This is a genomic window from Magnetococcales bacterium (assembly GCA_015231925.1).
Classification (GTDB): domain Bacteria; phylum Pseudomonadota; class Magnetococcia; order Magnetococcales; family JADGAQ01; genus JADGAQ01.
Genome location: JADGAQ010000018.1, coordinates 15681 through 35957, shown reverse-complemented (window position 1 = coordinate 35957; position 20277 = coordinate 15681). Strand labels below are relative to the sequence as shown.

Below are 20277 nucleotides of genomic sequence, written 5' to 3'. Positions count from 1 at the left end.
CGGGGGGGATTATCCCCCCCGACGGGTCCAGGGCAGCGCCCTGGGACTTTTCTTTTCGCTGTTGACGTGCCAACCCCATGGGGTCCAGGGGGCACCCCTGGGACTTTTCCTTTTACTGTTGACACGGTCATGCTGTGCTGTACAGGGTTCTGAATCGTTACTAACCCAAAAAGGTGAGCCATGCCCAAATTGACCTTTATGCCCATGAACGTCACCGTCGAGGTCGAACCGGGGACCACGGTTCTGGAAGCGGCCCATGAGCATGATCTGCCTCTGGAGGGGGCCTGCGAGGGTTCCATGGCCTGCTCCACCTGCCATGTCGTGCTGCCTCGGGAGTGGTACGACCGGCTGGAAGGCCCCAGCGAGGAGGAAGAGGACACCCTTGACGAGGCTTTCGGTCTGACCCCGACCAGCCGGCTGGGGTGCCAGATCGTCATGGGCCCCAAGCTCGACGGTCTGGTGGTGACCATTCCGGACTACAACGTCAACATCGGCCTGGGACGCAAAAAGTGAAGACCCTCAAATGGACCGACGTTCGGGATATCGCCATCGCCCTGGCCGACTCGCGGCAAGAGGATCCCCTCGCCGTGCGTTTTACCGATCTCATGCAATGGGTTCTGGACTTGCCGGGCTTCGAGGATTCCGCGGAGCGCTGCAACGAAAAGGTCCTGGAAGCGATTCAAATGGCGTGGTTGGATGAGCGGGATTGATTTTTCCGCTGCAAATATCCATATACTGACCTATTGATACCGAATTTGACACGCGAGGAGAGATAAAATGGCGATCAGTCTTTCGAAAGGTGGAAATGTTTCACTGAGCAAGGAGGCCCCCGGACTCAAGGAGATCATGATCGGACTGGGCTGGGACGTGCGCAAGACCGACGGTGCCGCCTTTGATATCGATGCCAGCGCCTTTGTTCTCAACGAACAGGGCAAGGTGCGTACCGATACCGACTTCATCTTCTACAACAATCGCAAGTCGCCCTGCGGCAACATCGAGCACATGGGGGACAACCGTACCGGGGCCGGTGAAGGGGATGACGAGCAGGTGCGGGTCAATCTGGCCAGCCTGCCCGCCGATATCGCCAAGATCGTGGTGTGCGTCACCATCCATGACGCCGAATCGCGCAAACAGAATTTCGGCCAGATTCAGAATGCGTTCATCCGGGTTTGCAACAATGCCGACAACGCGGTGATCGTGCGTTACGATCTCTCCGAGGACTACAGCACCGAAACGGCCATGCTCTTCGGAGAAGTCTATCGCAGTGGCGCGGATTGGAAGTTCCGTGCCGTGGGTCAGGGTTATGCCGGCGGTTTGGCGGCCATGGCGCGGCAATACGGTGTCGATGTCGGCTGACCGGAAGAGGTGACGAAACCATCATGGCCATCAGTCTGCAAAAAGGGCAAAAGATCAGCCTCAGCAAAGAGGCGGGCACCACGCTGACCCGCATTCTCATGGGATTGGGGTGGGATTGCGTGAAGAAGAAAGGCCTGCTGGGCTCGTTGTTCGGCGGTGGCAAAGAGGTTGATCTCGACGCCTCGTGCCTGTTGTTCAACGCTTCCGGCCAGCTTCTGGATGCGGTCTGGTTCAAACAGTTGCGCAGCAAGGACGGGTCGGTGATGCACACCGGCGACAATACCACCGGTGCCGGTGAAGGGGATGACGAGTCGATCATCGTCGATCTGACCCGGGTTCCCGAGTCGGTGACCGCCCTGGTTTTTGTGGTCAACAGCTTTACCGGACAGGGTTTCGACACGGTTGCCAATTCGTTTTGTCGCCTGGTGGACCATACCAACAACCGGGAGGTGGCTCGTTACCAGCTTGACAGCCAGGGACCGCACACCGCCATGGTTCTGGGCAAGCTCTACCGGCACGAAAACGATTGGAAGATGCACGCCATCGGCGAGAAGGCCCAGGGCAAGACCTTCCTGGATCTGTTGCCGATCATTTCGGCGAACCTGTAAAGGAGATGAACCATGGGATTTTTCGATGACCTGAAGAACAAGGCGGCACAGATCCAGGAGAGCCTCTCCACGGAGATGTCCCGTTTCAAGAACAAGGATCTCATGGAGGGTATTCTGGCGGGATGCGCTCTGGTAGCTTCGTCGGATGGCAGCGTCTCCTCTCAGGAGAAGCAGAAGATGCTGGGTTTCGTGCGCAACTCCGAAGCGTTGAAGGTCTTCGATACCAATCAGGTGGTGGATGCCTTCCAACGCCATGTGGGCAAGTTCGAATTCGATTTCGAGTTGGGCAAAGCCGAGGCGCTGAAGGTGGTGGCCAAGGTGTCGAAAGCGGACGAAGCCCGATTGCTGGTACGGGTCTGCTGCGCCATCGGAGCTTCCGACGGCAACTTCGACGAACAGGAAAAACGGGTGGTGCGGGAGATTTGTCGGGAATTGAAACTTGCCCCTGCGGATTTCGATCTGTAACGGATCGCCTGCGGGTGTGGATCCAAAATGGGGGGGACGCGAGTCCCCCCCATTGCTTTTGGGGGGGAGGGTTGTTGGGCGTGTGCAAACATTTCCCTTGAACCGTCCGGGAATGTGGTATGATGCACGGAGGTGCCATCTTCTACCAGGAGGGTTCCATGAAAGCGGTATTGGCCGCATTGGCGGCGAGCGGATTGTTCCTGTCCACGGTTGCGCCCGTACAGGCGGACGGCGTGCAGATTTCCCCGGCTTTGCAAGGCATGGCCACGGGGGCGCTGATCGGTTCGGTCTTCGGGCCGGATACCAAACATCGTGTGGAAAATGCGGCCATCGGTGGTGTCGCCGGACTGATGCTGGGAGCGGTCGCCGGTTCCGAGCCGACCACGACCACGCGCACCACCACCACCTATTCCTATCCGAGCTATAGTCAGCAAACCACGGTCTATTATCCACAGCCCCAGCAGCAGGTGGTTGTCGGTACGCCGATCATGGTGCCGACCTATCCGGCTCCCCAGGCGGTCTACATTCAGCCCGCCCCGGCTCCGGTGGTGACCTACTCCTATCCCGTCACCTCGACGGTCGTCGTGGGTCAGAGCTATCCGTCCGTGATTGCCGTGCCTTCCCGTCCGCACCACTCCCATCATCATGGCCATCAGCCCCGTTTGCAATATGTCAACGGTATGGCCTTCCCGATTCAATACTGATGTCGTTGCGGTTGCCTCTCCCAAGGTGAGGCAACCGCTTCTTCCCCAGCAGATCCTTTCAGACCGGTTTCAGCTTGTCCTGCCGATAATGGTTGCCGACAGACTCCTGGCGTGACGTTATTCTACCAAGGGAGCCAATTGTAAAACGGCGAAGCAACATGATGATCTAAATGAAAATGAATGAGAAAGTCAAAGGATAGAACATTTTATTTTTTTGATAAATAAAAGATAAAATATTGAAATACATAACCTTATAATATTTACTGGCTTTGTTGCGAAAGTTACCCCCTCCCGCAAGGAATAAAAATCATGGTGGTCAAAAAATTCCTGCTGAATCGCAAACCTGCCTTTCATGCCGGCATGGTGGCGGCGGGGGTGTTGATTGGCTTGAACCTGCTGCTCTTTCTGGCCAAGGTGGTGGTTGGTCTGCAATACAACTCCCTGGCGGTGTTGTCGGACGCGGGCAACTCGCTGGTGGATATCGTCACCTCGACCATCATTCTGTTTGCGGTGCGGGAGACGTCCAAACCGGCGGATACGGGGCATCCCTTCGGTCATGCCCGCGCCGAGCCGCTGGCGGCGTTTACCGTCGCGGTCCTCACCTGTGTCCTGGCGGCTCAGGTGGCGCGGGAGTCCGTCAAACGACTGCTGGAGGGTGGGGAGCCGTTGCAGGGCATCGCACCGCTGCTGGTATTGCTGGGGGTCATTGCGGTCAAGGGCGCCATCTGGGTCGTGGCAGGGCGCATGGGCCGGCGCTCGCGCAGCCCGGCCCTGATCGCGGCGGCCATCGACGCCAAAATGGATGTGGTCATCAGCCTGATGGCCATCGTGGGTGTGGGTGGCGCCGATCTGGGTTGGGCCTGGTTCGACGGCGTGGCGGCCTTGGTCATCGCGGTGTGGATTGCCTGGACCGGCTTCTCTCTCGGAAAAACCAATATCGAACGCCTATTGGGGGCGGTTCCCGAGGCGCGGCTGGTGCGTCTGATTCGCGCCCGTCTGAATGGGTTGAAGAAAGAGAAATCCATACGCAACTTCCACGAACTGCGGGTGCATTACGTCGGTTCGGAGATACACGTCGCCCTGCATGTGGATGTGGACCGGGGCATGGATCTGCAGGCCAGCCACGACCTGGATGAGAAGATTCAGGCCATGTTACAGGGTATTCCGGGGGTGGCTCACGTAGCGGTGCATGTGGATCCGGTGTAATCATGGGGCTTCGGGGGGGCGGTCCCCCGAAGCCCCGTACAATAAATCGCGCCGCCTTCTTCAGACCACCGTTCCGACATAACGCAGGCAACGGATTTGGGTGATGTTGAATTTCGATTGCTGTAACCATTTGGCCAGTGCCTGAGCGTTCTTTCGGAAGGTGGAATCCGCCATCTCTTCCGGCGCTTCCAGAATCAGGTCAAGGATAATGCCGGTCACGTTGTAGTGGGGCGTCACATCCCGGAGGCCAAGACCCGGATGGGCCGACAACTGCTCCTGCAAGGCCACTTTTATCATGTGGCGCGTCGGGGCTTTTTCGATCCGTTCCAGATCGGCGATCAGGTCGTCTTCCACGTCGATGTGGACGATCAACTCCGACAAGGCCTCCACCTCCTCCAGCAGCTCACTGCGAATTTCCGCCGCAATCTGATGCCCTTCGCTCACGGACAGGAAGGGATCCACCTGAACGTGAACATCGGCCACGATGTCCGGTCCCAGTCGCCTGGCCCGCAGGGTGTGGATTGACACCACATCGGAGCGGTTGATGATGAAGTCCTGCATCTTTTGCCGCACTTCGGCATCGACGCTCCCCGTGTGATCGGTCAACTCCTTCACGGCTTCGCTGCCGATCTCGAAACTCACCTTGCTGACGAAAAAGGCCACGGCGATGGCCGCCAGGGGGTCGAAGATGGGGTAACCCATCAGGGCGCCGCCGATACCGATCAAGGCGGCCAGGGAGGAGATGGAGTCGGCCCGGTGATGCCAGGCGTTGGCGATGAGGATGTTGGATTTGAGTCGCCGCCCGGTGCGAATGGTGTACTGGTAGAGGATTTCCTTGAGAATGATCGAGAAGAGGGCCACCCAGAAGGCCAGTTGGCCGGGCGCCTCCAGAGTGTCGCTGTCCAGCCGGCCGGCGGCATCCTTGACGATGCCCACGGCGACACCCAGCAGAATCACCGAAAGCAGGATGGAGGTGAGTCCCTCGAACTTGCCATGGCCGTAGGGATGGGACTCGTCCACCTCCTTACGGGCGATTTTCATGCCCACCAGCACCACCAGATCGAAGAGAAGATCGGCGCCGGAGTGGAAGCCTTCCGCGACCAGCGCGGCGGAGTTGGAGAGAAATCCGATGATCAGCTTGGAAAGCGTCAGAACCAGATCACCCAGCGTTCCCACCTGGGTAACCCGTTTGGCAGTGGCGTAATTGGCATCTTTGGGATCCAGCTCCGAGTGACTCATCGCTTTTCCAGTCGGCAGTGGGGGGATGGACAAAAAAAGTAAAGCGGAATAATGGCCTGGCCAATCTGAATTGGCTCTGAAAAAGCGGCATCCTGACAGAATTTTAGCGGGAAGACAACTCGCCAAGGGCCAGAAGGGCTTCGGTGCGGTCGCTGAAGGGATGGCATCCACGGGCATCGATCTGCACCGTTTCGTGACCTTTTCCGGCGATCAGAACCGCATCGCCGGGTTGGGCCAGGGCAATGGCGCGGCGAATGGCCTGACGCCGATTGGGGATTTCGATAATGTCATCCTTTCGCATCCCGGCACGAATGGCGGCGCGAATGGCGGCGGGATCCTCGTTGCGGGGGTTGTCGTCGGTGAGGATCACCCGATCGGCCAGAGCCTGGACGGCGGCTCCCATGAGGGGACGTTTGCCGCGGTCCCGGTCTCCGCCGCAGCCGAAGAGGCAGATGAGACGCCCCGAGGTGAGGGGGCGGGCGGTGCGCAGCAGCCGTTCCAGGGCATCGGGGGTGTGGGCGTAATCCACCACCACGGCAAAGGGTTGGCCGGCGTCGAGGCGTTCGAAACGCCCCGGAGGAGCCTGAACGTGCGCCAAGGCGGCGGCGATTTCCGACAGAGGAAGCTTCAGGCCATGGGCCATGCTGGCGGCGGCCAGGGCGTTGCTGACGTTGAAATCCCCGCACAACGGCAGAACAACGGGAACGGACGCCCCCTCGGCCACCAGTCGAAAGCGATTGCCGGCCCAGGAACGGTGAATCTCCCTGGCCGAAACGGTCCAGCCTTCTCCCTGCCCGAAGGTCAATACCCGCACCTCCGGGGGCAACAGGGCGGCCAGACGGGCGGCGTGGGCATCTTCTCCCCACAGGGCGGCCAGTTCACGGGTGTGTTCCGAAAAGAGCCGGGCCTTGGCGGCGAAATAGGCCTCTTCCGTGCCGTGGTAGTCGAGATGATCCTGGGTGAGGTTGGTGAAGACGGAGCCGGAGAAGTCCAACCCGGCCACCCGCTCCTGGTCCAGGGCATGGGAGGAGACCTCCATGACCACGGCGGTGCATCCGGCCCGGACCATGCGGTAAAAGATCTCCTGCAAAGCCACGGGATCGGGTGTGGTGTGGGTAGCGGGCAGGGAGTGTCCCGCGAAAAAGATGCCGGTGGTGCCCAGAAGGCCCGGACGTTCGCCCAAGGCTTCCAGCAGGGTGGCCAACAGGACGGTGGTGGTGGTCTTGCCGTTGGTGCCGGTGATGCCGAAGAGCCGCAACGAACGGGCCGGATGGCCGAAATAGGCGGCGGCCAGGTGGGCCAGGGCCCATCGGGGCCGGGGATGCACGATGCGGCTCAAGGGGGTTGCCCCCGGAGGAAGGGGGGTATCCGGGCTCACCAGCAGGGCAGTCGCTCCACGGGAGAGGGCATCTTCGATGAAACGGCTTCCCGTGGTCCGGACCCCTTGCAGCGCGGCGAAGAGCCAGCCGGGTCGAATCTCCCGGGAGTCGGCATGGAGGCCCGAGACCCGCGCAGAGCCCTCGCCGACCAGCTCCGCCCCCGGACAAGAGGCCACCAGTTCGGCCAGCGGGACAACTCGCCGATTTCCGTCGTTCATTTGAGTTCGAGAACCAGTTCGTGCTGGTCGTTCTGAAAATGGCGGGCCACCAGTCCGGAACCCGTGACCCGTGGAATGATGCCCTGACCTCGCAAAATCTCCAGGGCTTCGCCCAGGCTGGAGCCGATCAAAGCGTCGAAACCTTCCTGACGTTTGCGTTCCGGGTCGAAAACATAGCCTTCGATGGGGGGCATGGGATTGTCCACGGGAATTTCCGGCAGGGCGGCCAACATGGGCAGCGCCTCCTGGGCCACTTCCCGGAACACGGGGGCGGCCACCTGACCGCCGTAGTAGAGACCCTGGGGTTCATCGATGGCCACGTACATGATCAGGCGGGGGGTTTCGACGGGGACAAACCCCATGAACGAGGAGAAGTAGTGGCGCCCACCGTAGCCTCCGGTGGGCGAGGCCTTCTGCGCGGTACCGGTTTTTCCACCGACGGTATAGCCTTCGATGGCCGCCTGAGGGGCGGTGCCTTCGGGTCCGACCACACCCGCCAGGATATGGCGCATGGTGCGTGACGTTTCGGTTTTCATCACGCGCACCGGATCGGGCTGGGGTTTGGCCAGGAGTTGACCGTCCCGGATGACGCCTTCCACCAGCCGCGCCGTGGGCAGCAGACCGCCGTTGACGATGGCGGCTCCGGCGGTAATGATCTGCAGCGGGGTGACGGAGATGCCCTGACCGAAAGAGCGGTTGGCCAGACCCACGGTGACGTAGTGGGTGATGTCCGGCAGACGCCCGCTGGCTTCGTAGGTGAAGCCCAGATTGGTGGCTTTGCCGAAACCGAAGCGTTGCAGATAGTCGAGCTGGCGGGTATGCCCGGTTTGCAGACCGATCTTGGCGGCGCCGATGTTGGAGCTTTTTTGCAGAATCTGGGTGACGGTCATGGGCAGATCCTCCTTGTGGGTATCGCGGATGACCACATCCGCCAGGCGGAATCTGCCGTGTTCGACATCGAAGCGGGTATCGGGATTGACCACCCCCAGATCCAGGGCGGTGCCCACGGTGAAGATTTTGAAGGTCGAACCGGGCTCGTAGGCGTCGGTGACGTTGCGGTTGCGCCGGGATTCGGCCTTGCTGTCGGCGAGGTTGTTCGGGTTGTAGCTGGGGATGCTGACCATGGCCAGCAGCCGTCCGTCACGGGGATCCATGGCCATGGCCATGCCGGCCTTGGCCTGATGCTGGGTCACCGACTTGAGCAGCGCCCGATAGGCGATGTACTGAATGGTGCTGTCGATGGTCAAGACCACGTCCAATCCCGGTTTGGTGGGATCGATGGTCTTGGCCTCGGTCATGGGGCGGCCCATGCGGTCATGGCTGATGACCCGCAGGCCCGACTTGCCCTCCAGAATCTTGTTGAAGCTGCGTTCCAGCCCTTCCACCCCCTTGCCTTCGATATCGACGAAACCCAGAACATGGGCCGCCACCTCGCCGATGGGGTAGAACCGTTGCATCTCCGGGGTGAAATAGAGGGCGGAATCGAGGGCCAGTATGCGTTCGGCCATATCCGGCGCGATCTTGCGTTTCAATACCGGATAGCTGCCGGGTTTGGAGGAGCGGAGTTTCTGAGCCAGCCGGTCTTCCGGCATGTCGATCAGGGGAGCCAGTTGCCGTGCCAACTGGGTGGGGTTGCCCATGCGATCGATATCGATATTCAGGGTCTTGACCGGCAGGCTGACGGCCAGCGGGGTGCCCCGGCGATCGAGAAAGCGTCCCCGGTTGGCGGGAACCACGACCCGTTTCTTGTACTGGCTTTCGGCGCGTTCCCGCAGCTTGCTGCCCTGAACCAGGGCCAGGTCCAGGCTGCGAATGGCCAATACCACGAAGGCCAGCATGAAGATGCCCAGGATGAATTCCAGCCGTTTCCCGCTGGCCAGATCGACTGCGGGCATGCCCGGACGCCGGAAGAAGCGGCTCTGGGACGGCAGGGGGGACCGGGGCTTCTGGTTGGAGCCGAAAAGGGACAACCAGGAAGATTTGGCAGCCCGTGGTTTTTTGGTTGGGGGCATGGGAGATTCCGCTGGGACGCTTTTGGTTGATCCGCCGGTTAATGGGGTTGGTCCGTAACAGGAACGCTTCTCAAGGTTCCGCCACCAGCCACTGTTTGGCCTCCGGTCGAACCATGCCGAGTTCCTTGTTGGCGCGTTGTTCCACGGTATTGAGGTCGGTGCGGAAGACCAGTTCCATTTTCAGAGCCTGCTCGCGGTCGAGGAGTTGCACCCGTTCCTTCTTGGTCTCTTCCAGTTGGCGATGGGCGTTGAGCATCCACATGCGGGAGGCCACGGTGGCGGCGGCGGTGGAGATCAGCAGGATGGAAAGCACCACGATCAGAAACCAGTCGATTTTCATGAGACCTCTCCCGGAAGACCCCGGCGTTCGGCAAGGCGCAGTCGGGCACTGCGGGAACGGGGATTGACGCGCATTTCCGCTTCCGAGGGACGCAGCGGTTTGGCGGTCAAAGTGAGCAGGGGAGGGGGCCCCTGGGGTGCGACGGGCAGGTAACGCATGCCGGGTGTCCGGGAGGGATCCTCTCCCGAGCCGTGGCGAAACCAGCGTTTGACCAGGCCATCCTCCAGGGAGTGGAAGCTGATGATGGCCACTCTTCCCCCGGGTTTAAGCACCTTGATGGCGGCGGCGATGGCGGCATCCAGCTCTTCGAGTTCCCGGTTGACCGCCATGCGCAGGGCCTGGAAGACCCGTGTGGCCGGATGAATCTCTCCCGGTTTGCGGGGAGGCTGGATCTTCTCCAGCAGAGATATCAGATCGCCTGTGGTGGCGATGGGTTTCTGGCGGCGTTTTTCGACGATGGTGCGGGCCACCTTGCGGGCGTGGCGCTCTTCGCCCAGGTGGAAGAAGATGTCGGCCAGGGCTTTTTCGTCGAGGGTGCGCAACAGGGTGGCCGCGGTGGGAAAGGGGGAGTTGATATCCTGGTTCATGCGCATGTCCAGGGGGGCGTCGTAACGGAAGGAGAAGCCGCGCCGTGGGGTATCGAGCTGGTGGGAGGAGACGCCCAAATCGAAGAGGATGCCATCGGGAGCCGGCAGGCCGGAAAGGGCCAGGGTTTGGGCCAGTTCGCTGAAGCGTGCCTGGCAAAGCAGCAGACGGCCCCCCGAGGTATCGGCCAGGATCTTGCCGTGGGCGATGGCCTCCGGGTCCTGATCGATGCCCAGCACCTGTCCGCCGGGTGCGGAGGCGGCCAGGAGGGCGCGGGTGTGTCCGCCACCCCCGAAGGTGGCGTCGATATAGAATCCGCCGGGTTTCGGGGCCAGCCCCTGCAAGGTCTCCTGCAACATGACCGGATGATGGCGGAAATCCGGGGGCGGGGTCACCGATTGGCTGACGGGCAGGCCGCGTTCCAGGGTGCCGCTCCAGGCGGGGGCGTCGCTCTCTTCCGTCCCGGCAGGGGATGTCGCTTCGCCATGCAGGCGAATGCCGCGCCGGTGGGCGGGGTCGGGGGTGGTCTGAGTGCGTTGTCGTGGCAAGGGCATGGAGATCCCGGGTTGGCAAGAATCCAAGTAGGGGGACATCGACTGCCAAGGCAGTAAACGCCCTTCCTGATTTTTCGGCAGGAAATGTGTACCTGTCAAGCACCCCTGGGTAAAGAAGAAGGGAAATTCACCGGATTGTGGTTTCCGGGTGGGATCATCACTACGTGCCGGCTGGGATCGGAGCCCGGAATGGAGTAGAATTCCCCGAAATGGGATGGATTTGGTCAGAAATGTCGGGAGATTGCCATGCAGGTGAGTGCAAGCCTCCCCGCCTCTTCGTGGATGCTTTCCGAAATGAATCCGGAACAGTTGCTGGAGGAGGGGGAGCGATATCGGCAGTGCGGGGAGGTTTTCCGGGCGCTGCTTTGTTACGAGGCGGCATTGGGGAGGCTTCCCGAGCGGGAGGATGTGCGCCGGGAGTTGGAACTCCCGGAGGCCGGGCAAGGGGATGCGACTTTTGCGGAGTTGTCCGCAATTCCGGGCGGACCGGCGGGAGACGGGGTTTTCCCTCGTTGTCTGGGACGACTGGCTCTGAGCAAAGGCGACTGGGAAGCGGCGACCTCCTTTTTGCAGAAGGCGGTCGATCTGCAACCCGGAACGGCGGAAACCTACTATCTGCTGGGAAGGTCTCTTCGGGCGACGGGCCGGGGGGAGGCGGCCATCGGCGCGTTGCGCAAGGCGGTGCTGCTGGCTCCCCGGGTGGCCCTTTACCAGGAGACGCTGGGAAATGCCCTGCGGGAGGGCGGTGATGTGGACGGGGCTCTGGAGGCTTACGATCAGGCCCTGAGAAGCAATCCCCACCTGACGGAGGTGCGCTTTCATCGGGCGGCCTCCCTGCTGTGCAAAGGGTTGTGGAGCGAGGGGTGGAGCGCCTTCGAGGCCCGACGGGAGCTTTCCGTCTGGCGCGAGGGGCTTCCCGAGCCGAGCCTCCCGGCCTGGGACGGCATTTGTCGGGCGGGCCGGGTTTTGCGGGTGCAGGCGGAGCCGGGGCTGGAAAACACCATCCAGTTTTACCGTTTTCTCTCCTGGTTGACGGAACGTGGCTGTCGGCCCGTTCTGGCCTGTCAGGAGCCGTTGCACCGTCTCTTCGCCATGCAGCCCGAGGTGGGGCGGGAGCTTTCCTTGTGCGGTTTTGCCGACCCTGCGGAGCAGGCCGAGGCCGAGGTTCCCCTGTTGAGTTTGCCGCGTTTTTTGGGACTGACCCCGGCCACGCTACCCCGCAAACCGGCCTATCTGTCGGTGGATCGGGCCTTGGTAACAGCGTGGCGGCAGGTATTGGGTCCGTCATCGCTGCTGCGGGTGGGACTGGCTTGGAGCAGTGATCCGCTGCGGGCTCCGGATCCGGGAAAACGCGACCTGCTGAAACGCCTGAAAGGGGTGAGCTTTCTCGCCCTGCCCGGATGCGGGGAGGAAGAGACCGGCAGTGCAGCCGACATGCCCGTTCCACCGGGCGAGGTGAAGGATTGCGCCGATCTGGCGGCGGTACTGCTCAATCTGGATCTGGTCATCGCTTCGGACGGCCCGACGGCTCATCTGGCGGGGGCTTTGGGCAAGCCGGTCTGGGTGATGATTCCCCATGTTCCCGATTGGCGCTGGATGCGGCAGCGTTCCGACACCCCCTGGTATCCCGGCATGCGCCTGTTCCGTCAGACCCGGAGCGGGGAGTGGGAGAACGTGATGGACGAGATGACGGCCCATCTGCGTCGGTTGGCGCAGGTATGAGCCCCAAAGGGCCGGGAGGCGAAGCGGGTCTGTAAGCCGGGTTCTGTCCACCCCACAACCTCCCGGTCTGCGGTGGGGATGGGCAATCATTCCTCTAGGATGGCCGTTACCGACCACCTCCAGCAGCCAACCCGGGGATTCGGGCGAGCCGCCCTTGGCATCCCCCTATTCGGCCTTGCTCCAGGCGGGGTTTTCCGTGCCGCCCCCGTTACCGGGAAGCGCGGTGCGCTCTTACCGCACCCTTTCACCCTTGCCGGAAACCTTTGAGACAAAGGCACCGTCCGGCGGTCTGCTCTCTGTGGCACTTTCCCTGGGGTTGCCCCCGCCGGGTGTTACCCGGCGCCCTGCCCTGTGGAGCCCGGACTTTCCTCCCGCCGCCTCCGGTGGAGACGGCCGGCGATTGCCTGACCCGCTTCGCATACCAACACGACCAGTGTATATCACTTTCCCCGGTCAAACACGGGGTTCTATCCGTTGCCTCCCGAAGCCGGGCGACTGTTCCAGGAGAAGGTGGCGGTGGTGGTGAAGTTCCACACCGAGGCCACCACTGCCCCCAGAAATCCGGCCAGCCACCAGACCACGGACTGCTCGTAGAGAAAATCGCCCACCAGAACGCTGATCACCGTGCCGATGCTGCAAGCGCCGTAGTAGATGAGCAGACCCCGCAGGAAGCCCCAGCCGCGCAGGCGGTGGTCCCGGAAGGTGAAGCGGTTGTTGAGGGTGAAGTTGAGGGTCATGGCCAGGGTGGCGGCTACCGACTGGCTGATCCAGAAGGGCATCTCCAGCCGCAGCAGCAGCAGGCCCATGACCGCCAGATGCAGCAGCGCCCCGATGGAGCCCATGCTGACGAACATCAGAAAACGCAGGGGCACATAGTGGCGAAACCACTTTTCCAGCAGCAGCAACAGCAGTTCCAGGGTGCCGCCGGGATCCAGGGTGCTGGTTCCGGCATGGCGTTCCCGTCGGGTGTAGGGATATTCCGCGAGGCGAACCGGCCCTTTCACGGCGGTGAGCAGGTCGAGCAGAATGCGAAACCCCATGATGGCCAGGTTGGGCACGGCGCGTTCCAGGAAATCCCGGGTGACCACGAAAAAGCCGCTCAGCGGGTCGCAGACCGGCACCTTCAGCAGGGCGGAGAGCAGACGTGTGGTCCAGGGGCCGTGGGCAAGCGGGTCGTGTCGTTCCCGGGCCTGACAGCCCACGACCAGATCCAGCTTATCCCGCTGCAGGGTTTCGACCATGGCGGGGAGGAGGGTTTCGTCGTGTTGTAGGTCTCCGTCCAGAATGGCGATGCAGGGGGCGGAAGAGGCCAACATGCCTTCGAGACAGGCCGAGGAGAGACCGCGTCGCCGCAATCGTCGCAGACAGCGCACATTGGCCTTCTCCCGGGCCAAAGCGTGTACCTCGGCGCTGGTACCGTCGGGAGAATCGTCGTCCACGAAGATGACCTCCCAGGCCATACCGGAGAGGGCTTTTTCCAAAGCCGTTACCAACGGACGGATATTGGGCCGTTCGTTGAAGGTTGGTACGACAACGGTCAGTTCGGGAATGATCAACGACGCCGGCCCCCTCTGAAGTGCCTCTCCGTCCGAGAGGTTTCCCCATGATGATAATTTCAGGACCAGGCATGATTTTCGGAGACCCGCCGGTTGTCAATGGGGAATTGACCAATCGGATGCGATTGCTCTCCGCACGGGAGAGACGGACATTCCCCTTCCCGGAATTGCCCGCACTTTGCCGAATGAGGGTTGAAAGAAGCCCCGATCGCGGCCATTATGGTAACGCTGTGCAAGGCATCACCGTGACTGACCAGGAGGCTGGTCCCGCTCGTCGGGAGAGGCCCTGCCGTAACGGTGTCCGCGCCTTCCGTGCCGATTTCGACCACCTGTTTCCCGTGCGTGTCTTCATGAATCGATCCAGCCACTCCTTCCATCCAGACGTCGACAAGGAAATGCCATGAAAGCCGTCATCCTTGCGGGCGGGCGCGGCAGCCGCCTCTCCGAAGAGACCCATCTGCGTCCGAAACCCATGGTGGAGATCGGTGGCAAGCCTATCCTCTGGCATATCATGAAGATCTATTCAGCCCACGGCATTCACGATTTCATTATCTGCCTTGGTTATAAGGGTTATCTGATCAAGGAGTACATGGTCAACTACGCCCTGCACCAGTCCGATGTGCATGTGGACGTGGGGCGGCAGCGGGTCGAGATCCTGGGGGGCAATACCGAACCCTGGCGCATCACCCTGGCCGATACCGGCGAGGACTCCATGACCGGGGGGCGTCTGAAGCGGGTCGGTCGTTACCTCGACGACGAGGATTTCTGCATGACCTACGGTGACGGCGTGGGCAACATCGATGTGACCGCTTTGATCCGGTTTCACCGCGAACAGGGCACACAGGCCACCATGACGGCCACTCGTCCGCCCGGACGCTTCGGCATCCTGACCCTGAAGGAGAACACGGTCACCTCCTTCCGGGAGAAGCCCTCCAGCGAAGGATGGATCAACGGCGGCTTTTTTGTCCTCAATCCGAAGGTTCTGGATCGCATCGAGGGGGACGCCACCATTTGGGAACGGGAACCCCTGGAGACCCTGGCCCGTGACCGACAGATCGCGGCCTATCGTCACGACGGGTTCTGGCGTCCCATGGATACCCTGCGGGACAAGAATGAGTTGGAAGCCCTGTGGGATTCCGGGAATGCGCCATGGAAAATCTGGTAGTGGATGCCGCCTTCTGGCGCGGCAAGAAGGTCTTTCTCACCGGGCATACCGGTTTCAAGGGGAGCTGGCTCTCCCTGATGCTGCAACACCTGGGGGCCGAGGTCACGGGTTACGCCCTGCCGCCGCCGACCCGGCCCAGCCTCTTCGAGGTGGCCCGGGTGGGAGAGGGCATGCACAGCCTGCAGGGCGACGTGCGGGACCTGCACCATTTGCAGTCCGCCATGAGGGAGTTTCGCCCGGATGTGGCCATGCATCTGGCTGCCCAACCCCTGGTGCGCCTCTCTTACGACGAACCGGTGGAGACCTATGCCACCAACGTCATGGGAACCGTGCATTTTCTGGAGGCGGTGCGGCACTGTGACACGGTGCGGGCCGTGGTCAACGTCACCAGCGACAAGTGTTACCAGAACCGGGAGTGGGACTGGGGCTATCGGGAAAACGATCCCCTGGGTGGACTCGATCCCTACAGCAACAGCAAGGGCTGCTCCGAAATGGTCACCACGGCCTATCGGCACTCCTTCTTCCATGCCGAGCGTTACGCTTCTCACGGAGTGGCCCTGGCTTCCGCGAGGGCCGGCAACGTCATCGGCGGGGGGGATTGGGCCCTCGACCGGCTGGTGCCGGACATCCTGCGCGCCTTCGAGGAGAAGCGGCTGCCCCTGATCCGCAATCCCCGGGCCATCCGTCCCTGGCAACATGTGCTGGAACCGTTGCGGGGCTACCTCATGCTGGCCCGCGGTCTGTACACCGAAGGCCTTGCTTTTGCCGAAGGCTGGAATTTCGGACCCCGTGTCACCGATTGTCGCACGGTGGGTGAGGTGGCCCAGCGTCTCGGGCGTCTGCTGGGGGTGGAAACGCCCTACGTCACCGATACCCGGCGTCAGCCCCACGAGGCGGGTTTCCTGAAACTCGACTGCTCCCGAGCCGAAAACCATCTGGCCTGGGCCCCCCATACCGATCTGGAAGCCGCTTTGGGCATGGTGGCCGAGTGGTACCGGGCCTATTGGGATCAGCAGGCGATGCAGGCCTTCACCCTGACCCAGATTCGGGATCATCTGCGCGCCACCTCCCTCAATCCGGATTCTCCAGCCGAGTCATGACCATGGAAAATGTTTCCGCCTCCCCGGACGAATTGAAGCAGCAGATCCTGGATCGGGTGGCCCGGTTCGCCGAGATGGCCCACGCTCCCCGGCCATTCGTTCCGGGTGAAACCCCGGTGCCGGTTTCGGGCAAGGTCTACGGCGCTCCGGAGATGGTCTCTCTGGTCGAGGCGGCGCTCGAATTCTGGCTGACGGCGGGGCGTTTCGACGCGGCCTTTTGCGAGGGGCTGAAACAGGTGACGCAACGCCGTCATGTCCTGACGGCCAACTCCGGCTCCTCGGCCAATCTGCTGGCCCTGACCTCCCTGACCTCGCCGCTGCTCGGCAAGCGGCGACTGCTGCCGGGGGATGAGGTCATCACCCTGGCCGCCGGCTTTCCCACAACGGTCAACCCCATTCTGCAAAACCGCCTGTTGCCCGTTTTCGTGGATGTGCAGGCCGAAACCTACAACGTCGATCTTCAGGCCCTGGCGGATGCGGTCACGGACAAGACCCGCGCCATCATGATGGCCCACACCCTGGGCAACCCCTTCGATCTGGACGGGGTGATGGAAATCGCCAAAAAACACCATCTCTGGCTCATCGAAGATACCTGCGACGCTCTGGGCAGCTTCTATCGGGGCAAGCCCGCCGGTTCGTTCGGCGATGTGGCCTCCCTGAGCTTCTATCCGGCCCACCACATCACCACCGGGGAAGGGGGGGCGGTGCTGACCGACAACTCCCTGATCAAACGCTCCGTGGAGTCCTTCCGGGACTGGGGTCGGGATTGCTGGTGTCCGACAGGGCGCGACAACACCTGCAAGCAACGCTTCGAACGCACCTTTCCCAACCTGCCGCCGGGCTACGACCACAAGTACGTCTACAGCCACATCGGCTACAATCTGAAGATGACCGATCTGCAGGCGGCGGTCGGTCTGGCGCAACTGCAGCGCCTGCCCGAGCTGGAAGCGGCCCGCAAGGCCAACTTCGCCCACCTTCATGCCGCGTTTGCTCAATGGTCGCACCTCTTCATTCTGCCCCGCGCCACGCCTCACGCCGAACCGAGCTGGTTCGGTTTCCCCCTGACGGTGAAAGACGAGGCACCTTTCACCCGTGAGGAGCTGATGGTGGCGCTGAACGAGCGCAAGATCGGCACCCGGTTGCTGTTTGCAGGCAATCTGACCAAGCAGCCCTTGATGCAGGATCAGCCCTGTCGCATCTCCGGGAGTCTGGAGAATACCGACCGTATTCTGCGCGGCACCTTCTGGCTGGGGGTTTTCCCCGGCTTGAGCCGCGACATGCTGGATTATGTCGTCGCCGGCGTAGAGGCTTTCCTGGCCCGACGGGGCCTGGCCTGAGCCGGAGGGGAGAGGCGCCGTGGGCGGTGAGGTCTGGATCAGCGGAGCCAGCGGTTTCTTCGGAGCCCATCTGGTCCGGGGTTTCGCCCGGTCGGGCTGGCGGGTCACCGCCCTCTGCCGGGGCGCCTCCGACACCCGTCGCCTGGATCGTCTCCTGGCGGGGGGGCCCGAGGTGAATCGACTGCTGCTCGATCTTCAGGACCAGGAGGCGGTCGAGACGGCCCTGGATCGGGAGCCTCCCGAGGTTCTGGTCCACGCGGCGGCCTACGGTGTGGATCACCGGCAGCAGGAGGTGGCCACGGCCCTGAGTTTCAACGCGGTGGCCACGGCGTTTCTGGTGGATGCGGCGGCCCGAAACCGGGTGGGCCGTTTTCTGCACATCGGTACCGCAGCCGAATACGGCGATGCCGCCGGTCTCGACGGACCCGTCGATGAAGAGAGCCTGCCGCGCCCGGCCCACCATTACGGCATCAGCAAACTGGCGGGAACCCTGCTGGCTTTGGGACGCGCCAGGGCGGCGGGACTGCCGCTGGCCGTGGTGCGGCCCTTCGGCATGTACGGCCCCCTGGAGGGGGAACACAAATTCGTGCCCCAGGTGCTGCGGGCCTGCCTGAGCCGCACCCCGCTGCCTCTGACCGAAGGCACGCAGATTCGTGATTACTGTTATGTGGAAGATGTGGTCGACGCCAGCCTGCGTCTGGCCGCAGCCGACCCTTTCCCCGATCAGGAGATCATCAACCTGGGGTCGGCCCGCCCCCTGACCCTGCGCGCGCTGGGCGAAAGCGCCGCTGCGGTTGTGGGCAACGGAACGGATATGCTTCAATGGGGCCGGTTGCCGATGCGGCAAAACGAAGTGCCCCGCATCGTCTGCAACGCCGACAAGGCCAGGCGTCTGCTGAACTGGCAGGCAACCACTTCTCTGGAATCCGGCCTCGAAGCGACCCTGCATTTCGAGAAAGAACGACCGGGTTGGCAAGGAGCTGTTTCATGAAGTATCTGATCACCGGTGGTTGCGGCTTTTTGGGATCCAATCTGGCCGCGGAGGTGTTGCGTCGGGGGGAGTCGCTGGTGGTTTTCGACAACCTCTCCCGCCTGGGGTCGGAGAGCAATCTCGCCTGGCTGCGGGGACAAGGCGCTTTTCGTTTCGAGCGTGGCGATATGCGTGAGGCGGAGACCATCGCCCGTCTGGTGGCCGAGGAGCGGCCGGAGGTGGTTTTCCACCTGTCGGGCCAGGTGACCATGACCCGTTCCATCGCCGATCCGGTTCTCGATTTCCAAACCAACGCCCTGGGCGCCATCCATCTGTTGGAGGCGGTGCGGCACGGATCCCCCGGAGCCGTGGTGGTTTTCAGTTCCACCAACAAGGTCTACGGCGACCTGGAGTGGGTGCGTTATCAGGAGACGGAACGGCGTTATCTCACCCCCGATTTTCCCAACGGCTTCGACGAAACCCTTCCGCTCGATTTTCGCTCCCCCTACGGCTGTTCCAAGGGCAGCGCCGACCAGTACATGCTGGACTACGCCCGCATCTTCGGTTTGCGCACCATCGTTTTCCGCCACTCCTCGATGTACGGTTCCCGGCAATTCGCCAGCTTCGATCAGGGCTGGGTGGGCTGGTTCTGTCAGAAGGCGGTGGAGACCAGCCGTGGCACCCTGCCGGAGCCCTTCACCATCACTCACACCGGCAAGCAGGTGCGGGATCTGCTGCACGCCGAAGACATGATCCGCCTCTATTTCACCGCCGTGGACAAGGCTGATGCGGCCAAAGGGCTGGCTTTCAACATCGGTGGCGGCATGGCCAACAGCCTCTCCCTGCTGCAACTCTTCGACCTTCTCGACCAGGAGTTGGGTATCCGCATGGTGTTTCGCCATACCCCGCGCCGGGAGAGCGATCAGTTCGTCTTCGTGGCCGATATTGCCAGGGCCCGGAAGATCCTCGGTTGGGAACCACGGGTCGATTGCCTCGGCGGCATCCGGCAGATGGTGCGCTGGTGTGGGGAGATCCTGCCATGACGGTACTCAGCGTGGTCATTCCCGCCTATCAGGAGGGGGCCAATCTGGCCATACTGCTGCCGCGCCTGATCGAAACCCTGCGTTCTTTGGGGCAGAGCTACGAAATTCTGATCGTCGATACGGAAACGCCTCTGGATGATACCCCGGCGATCTGTGGACGTTACGCCGCCGACGGGGTGCGCTGTCTGCCCCGCCGGGAGGGCCCCAGCTTCGGCAGTGCGGTGCGTACCGGCATCAACGCCTCCACCGGGGAGTTCGTGGTCTGCATGGATGGCGACGGCTCCCACGATCCGGAGTTCATTCGGGAGTTGTACCGGCATCGCCACGAAGCCCACGTCATCGTGGCCTCCCGCTATACCGAGGGGGGTGGTACGGAAAACATCCTGATCCTGCAGTTCCTCAGCTGGCTGGTCAACTACAGCTACCGTCTGGTCTTCTCCCTCAACTGCCGGGATGTCTCCAACAGCTTCAAACTCTATCCGGGTCAGGCTCTGCGCACCATTCGCCTGGTGTCGGAGAATTTTGAAATCGTCGAGGAGATCCTGATCAAACTGAAGCGCCAGCTGCCCGACCTGACCATCCGGGAGCTGCCGTTTCTGTTTCGATCCCGCAAGCATGGCAAGACCAAGCGTCAGTTGGTCCTTTTCATCTTTACCTTTGCCTCGTCCATCCTGCGCCTGCGCTTCATGAAATAGCCGCATCGCAATCGCGGTGGACC

Annotated in this window: 20 protein-coding genes and 1 other RNA gene; 14 read left to right on the top strand and 7 right to left on the bottom strand. The window is 62.1% G+C overall.

Features of this window, described 5'->3' with window-relative positions; translation table 11 throughout:
• The first annotated feature begins 180 nt into the window (after positions 1-180).
• From HQL56_03985 to HQL56_03955, 7 genes are all read left to right on the top strand, one after another.
• Positions 181-513 (top strand): 2Fe-2S iron-sulfur cluster binding domain-containing protein, encoded by a 333-nt coding sequence (locus HQL56_03985; GenBank protein ID MBF0308670.1) that lies wholly within the window; start codon positions 181-183, stop codon positions 511-513.
• Complete coding sequence (gene iscX / locus HQL56_03980; protein ID MBF0308669.1) at positions 510-710, top strand: Fe-S cluster assembly protein IscX; 201 nt, start codon at positions 510-512, stop codon at positions 708-710. Before HQL56_03985 ends, iscX begins: the two co-directional genes overlap by 4 nt.
• Positions 711-777: 67 nt before the next feature.
• Positions 778-1356, top strand: coding sequence for a TerD family protein (locus HQL56_03975; GenBank protein ID MBF0308668.1), 579 nt, complete (start codon positions 778-780; stop codon positions 1354-1356).
• Positions 1357-1379: 23 nt separating this feature from the next.
• On the top strand, positions 1380-1964 hold the full coding sequence (locus HQL56_03970) for a TerD family protein (protein ID MBF0308667.1): 585 nt from the start codon (positions 1380-1382) through the stop codon (positions 1962-1964).
• Between the two features lie 12 nt (positions 1965-1976).
• On the top strand, positions 1977-2429 hold the full coding sequence (locus tag HQL56_03965; protein ID MBF0308666.1) for a tellurite resistance TerB family protein: 453 nt from the start codon (positions 1977-1979) through the stop codon (positions 2427-2429).
• Positions 2430-2548: 119 nt separating this feature from the next.
• Positions 2549-3133, top strand: a complete 585-nt coding sequence (locus tag HQL56_03960; GenBank protein MBF0308665.1) for a hypothetical protein — start codon at positions 2549-2551, stop codon at positions 3131-3133.
• Between the two features lie 309 nt (positions 3134-3442).
• Entirely contained in the window at positions 3443-4339 is an 897-nt protein-coding gene (locus HQL56_03955) for a cation transporter (GenBank protein ID MBF0308664.1), read from the top strand.
• 60 nt (positions 4340-4399) lie between these two features.
• Here HQL56_03955 and HQL56_03950 read toward each other — a convergent pair whose 3' ends face one another.
• The 5 genes from HQL56_03950 to rsmH form a co-directional block, all read right to left on the bottom strand.
• Positions 4400-5578, bottom strand: a complete 1179-nt coding sequence (locus HQL56_03950) for a cation transporter (GenBank protein MBF0308663.1) — start codon at positions 5576-5578, stop codon at positions 4400-4402.
• A 103-nt stretch (positions 5579-5681) separates the two neighbouring features.
• Positions 5682-7175, bottom strand: a complete 1494-nt coding sequence (locus HQL56_03945; protein ID MBF0308662.1) for a UDP-N-acetylmuramoyl-L-alanyl-D-glutamate--2,6-diaminopimelate ligase — start codon at positions 7173-7175, stop codon at positions 5682-5684.
• Positions 7172-9187 (bottom strand): penicillin-binding protein 2, encoded by a 2016-nt coding sequence (locus HQL56_03940; GenBank protein ID MBF0308661.1) that lies wholly within the window; start codon positions 9185-9187, stop codon positions 7172-7174. The genes HQL56_03945 and HQL56_03940 overlap by 4 nt, the downstream gene beginning before the upstream one ends.
• A gap of 70 nt (positions 9188-9257) precedes the next feature.
• Positions 9258-9527 (bottom strand): cell division protein FtsL, encoded by a 270-nt coding sequence (locus HQL56_03935; protein MBF0308660.1) that lies wholly within the window; start codon positions 9525-9527, stop codon positions 9258-9260.
• Positions 9524-10666 carry a 16S rRNA (cytosine(1402)-N(4))-methyltransferase RsmH gene (gene rsmH / locus HQL56_03930; GenBank protein ID MBF0308659.1) on the bottom strand — a complete coding sequence of 381 codons (1143 nt, stop codon included), beginning with the start codon at positions 10664-10666 and terminating at the stop codon, positions 9524-9526. The genes HQL56_03935 and rsmH overlap by 4 nt, the downstream gene beginning before the upstream one ends.
• 246 nt (positions 10667-10912) lie before the next feature.
• On the opposite strand from rsmH, the gene HQL56_03925 reads away from it, so the two are divergent.
• Positions 10913-12388, top strand: a complete 1476-nt coding sequence (locus HQL56_03925) for a glycosyltransferase family protein (protein ID MBF0308658.1) — start codon at positions 10913-10915, stop codon at positions 12386-12388.
• A 16-nt stretch (positions 12389-12404) separates the two neighbouring features.
• Here HQL56_03925 and rnpB read toward each other — a convergent pair.
• Positions 12405-12804: RNase P RNA component class A (gene rnpB / locus HQL56_03920), an RNA gene on the bottom strand.
• 51 nt (positions 12805-12855) lie between these two features.
• On the bottom strand, positions 12856-13944 hold the full coding sequence (locus tag HQL56_03915) for a glycosyltransferase (protein MBF0308657.1): 1089 nt from the start codon (positions 13942-13944) through the stop codon (positions 12856-12858).
• A 400-nt stretch (positions 13945-14344) separates the two neighbouring features.
• Between HQL56_03915 and rfbF the strand changes: the two genes are divergently transcribed.
• The 6 genes from rfbF to HQL56_03885 are packed head-to-tail and all read left to right on the top strand — an operon-like array spanning position 14345 to position 20254.
• Positions 14345-15109, top strand: coding sequence for a glucose-1-phosphate cytidylyltransferase (gene rfbF / locus HQL56_03910; protein ID MBF0308656.1), 765 nt, complete (start codon positions 14345-14347; stop codon positions 15107-15109).
• Complete coding sequence (rfbG, locus tag HQL56_03905; protein MBF0308655.1) at positions 15094-16209, top strand: CDP-glucose 4,6-dehydratase; 1116 nt, start codon at positions 15094-15096, stop codon at positions 16207-16209. The genes rfbF and rfbG overlap by 16 nt, the downstream gene beginning before the upstream one ends.
• 2 nt (positions 16210-16211) lie before the next feature.
• Positions 16212-17546 carry a lipopolysaccharide biosynthesis protein RfbH gene (gene rfbH, locus HQL56_03900; protein ID MBF0308654.1) on the top strand — a complete coding sequence of 445 codons (1335 nt, stop codon included), beginning with the start codon at positions 16212-16214 and terminating at the stop codon, positions 17544-17546.
• 19 nt (positions 17547-17565) lie between these two features.
• Positions 17566-18537, top strand: coding sequence for an NAD(P)-dependent oxidoreductase (locus HQL56_03895; GenBank protein ID MBF0308653.1), 972 nt, complete (start codon positions 17566-17568; stop codon positions 18535-18537).
• Positions 18534-19559: a GDP-mannose 4,6-dehydratase gene (locus tag HQL56_03890; protein MBF0308652.1), complete on the top strand. Its 1026-nt coding sequence runs from the start codon at positions 18534-18536 to the stop codon at positions 19557-19559. Before HQL56_03895 ends, HQL56_03890 begins: the two co-directional genes overlap by 4 nt.
• Complete coding sequence (locus HQL56_03885) at positions 19556-20254, top strand: glycosyltransferase (GenBank protein MBF0308651.1); 699 nt, start codon at positions 19556-19558, stop codon at positions 20252-20254. Before HQL56_03890 ends, HQL56_03885 begins: the two co-directional genes overlap by 4 nt.
• The last annotated feature ends 23 nt before the right edge of the window (positions 20255-20277 follow it).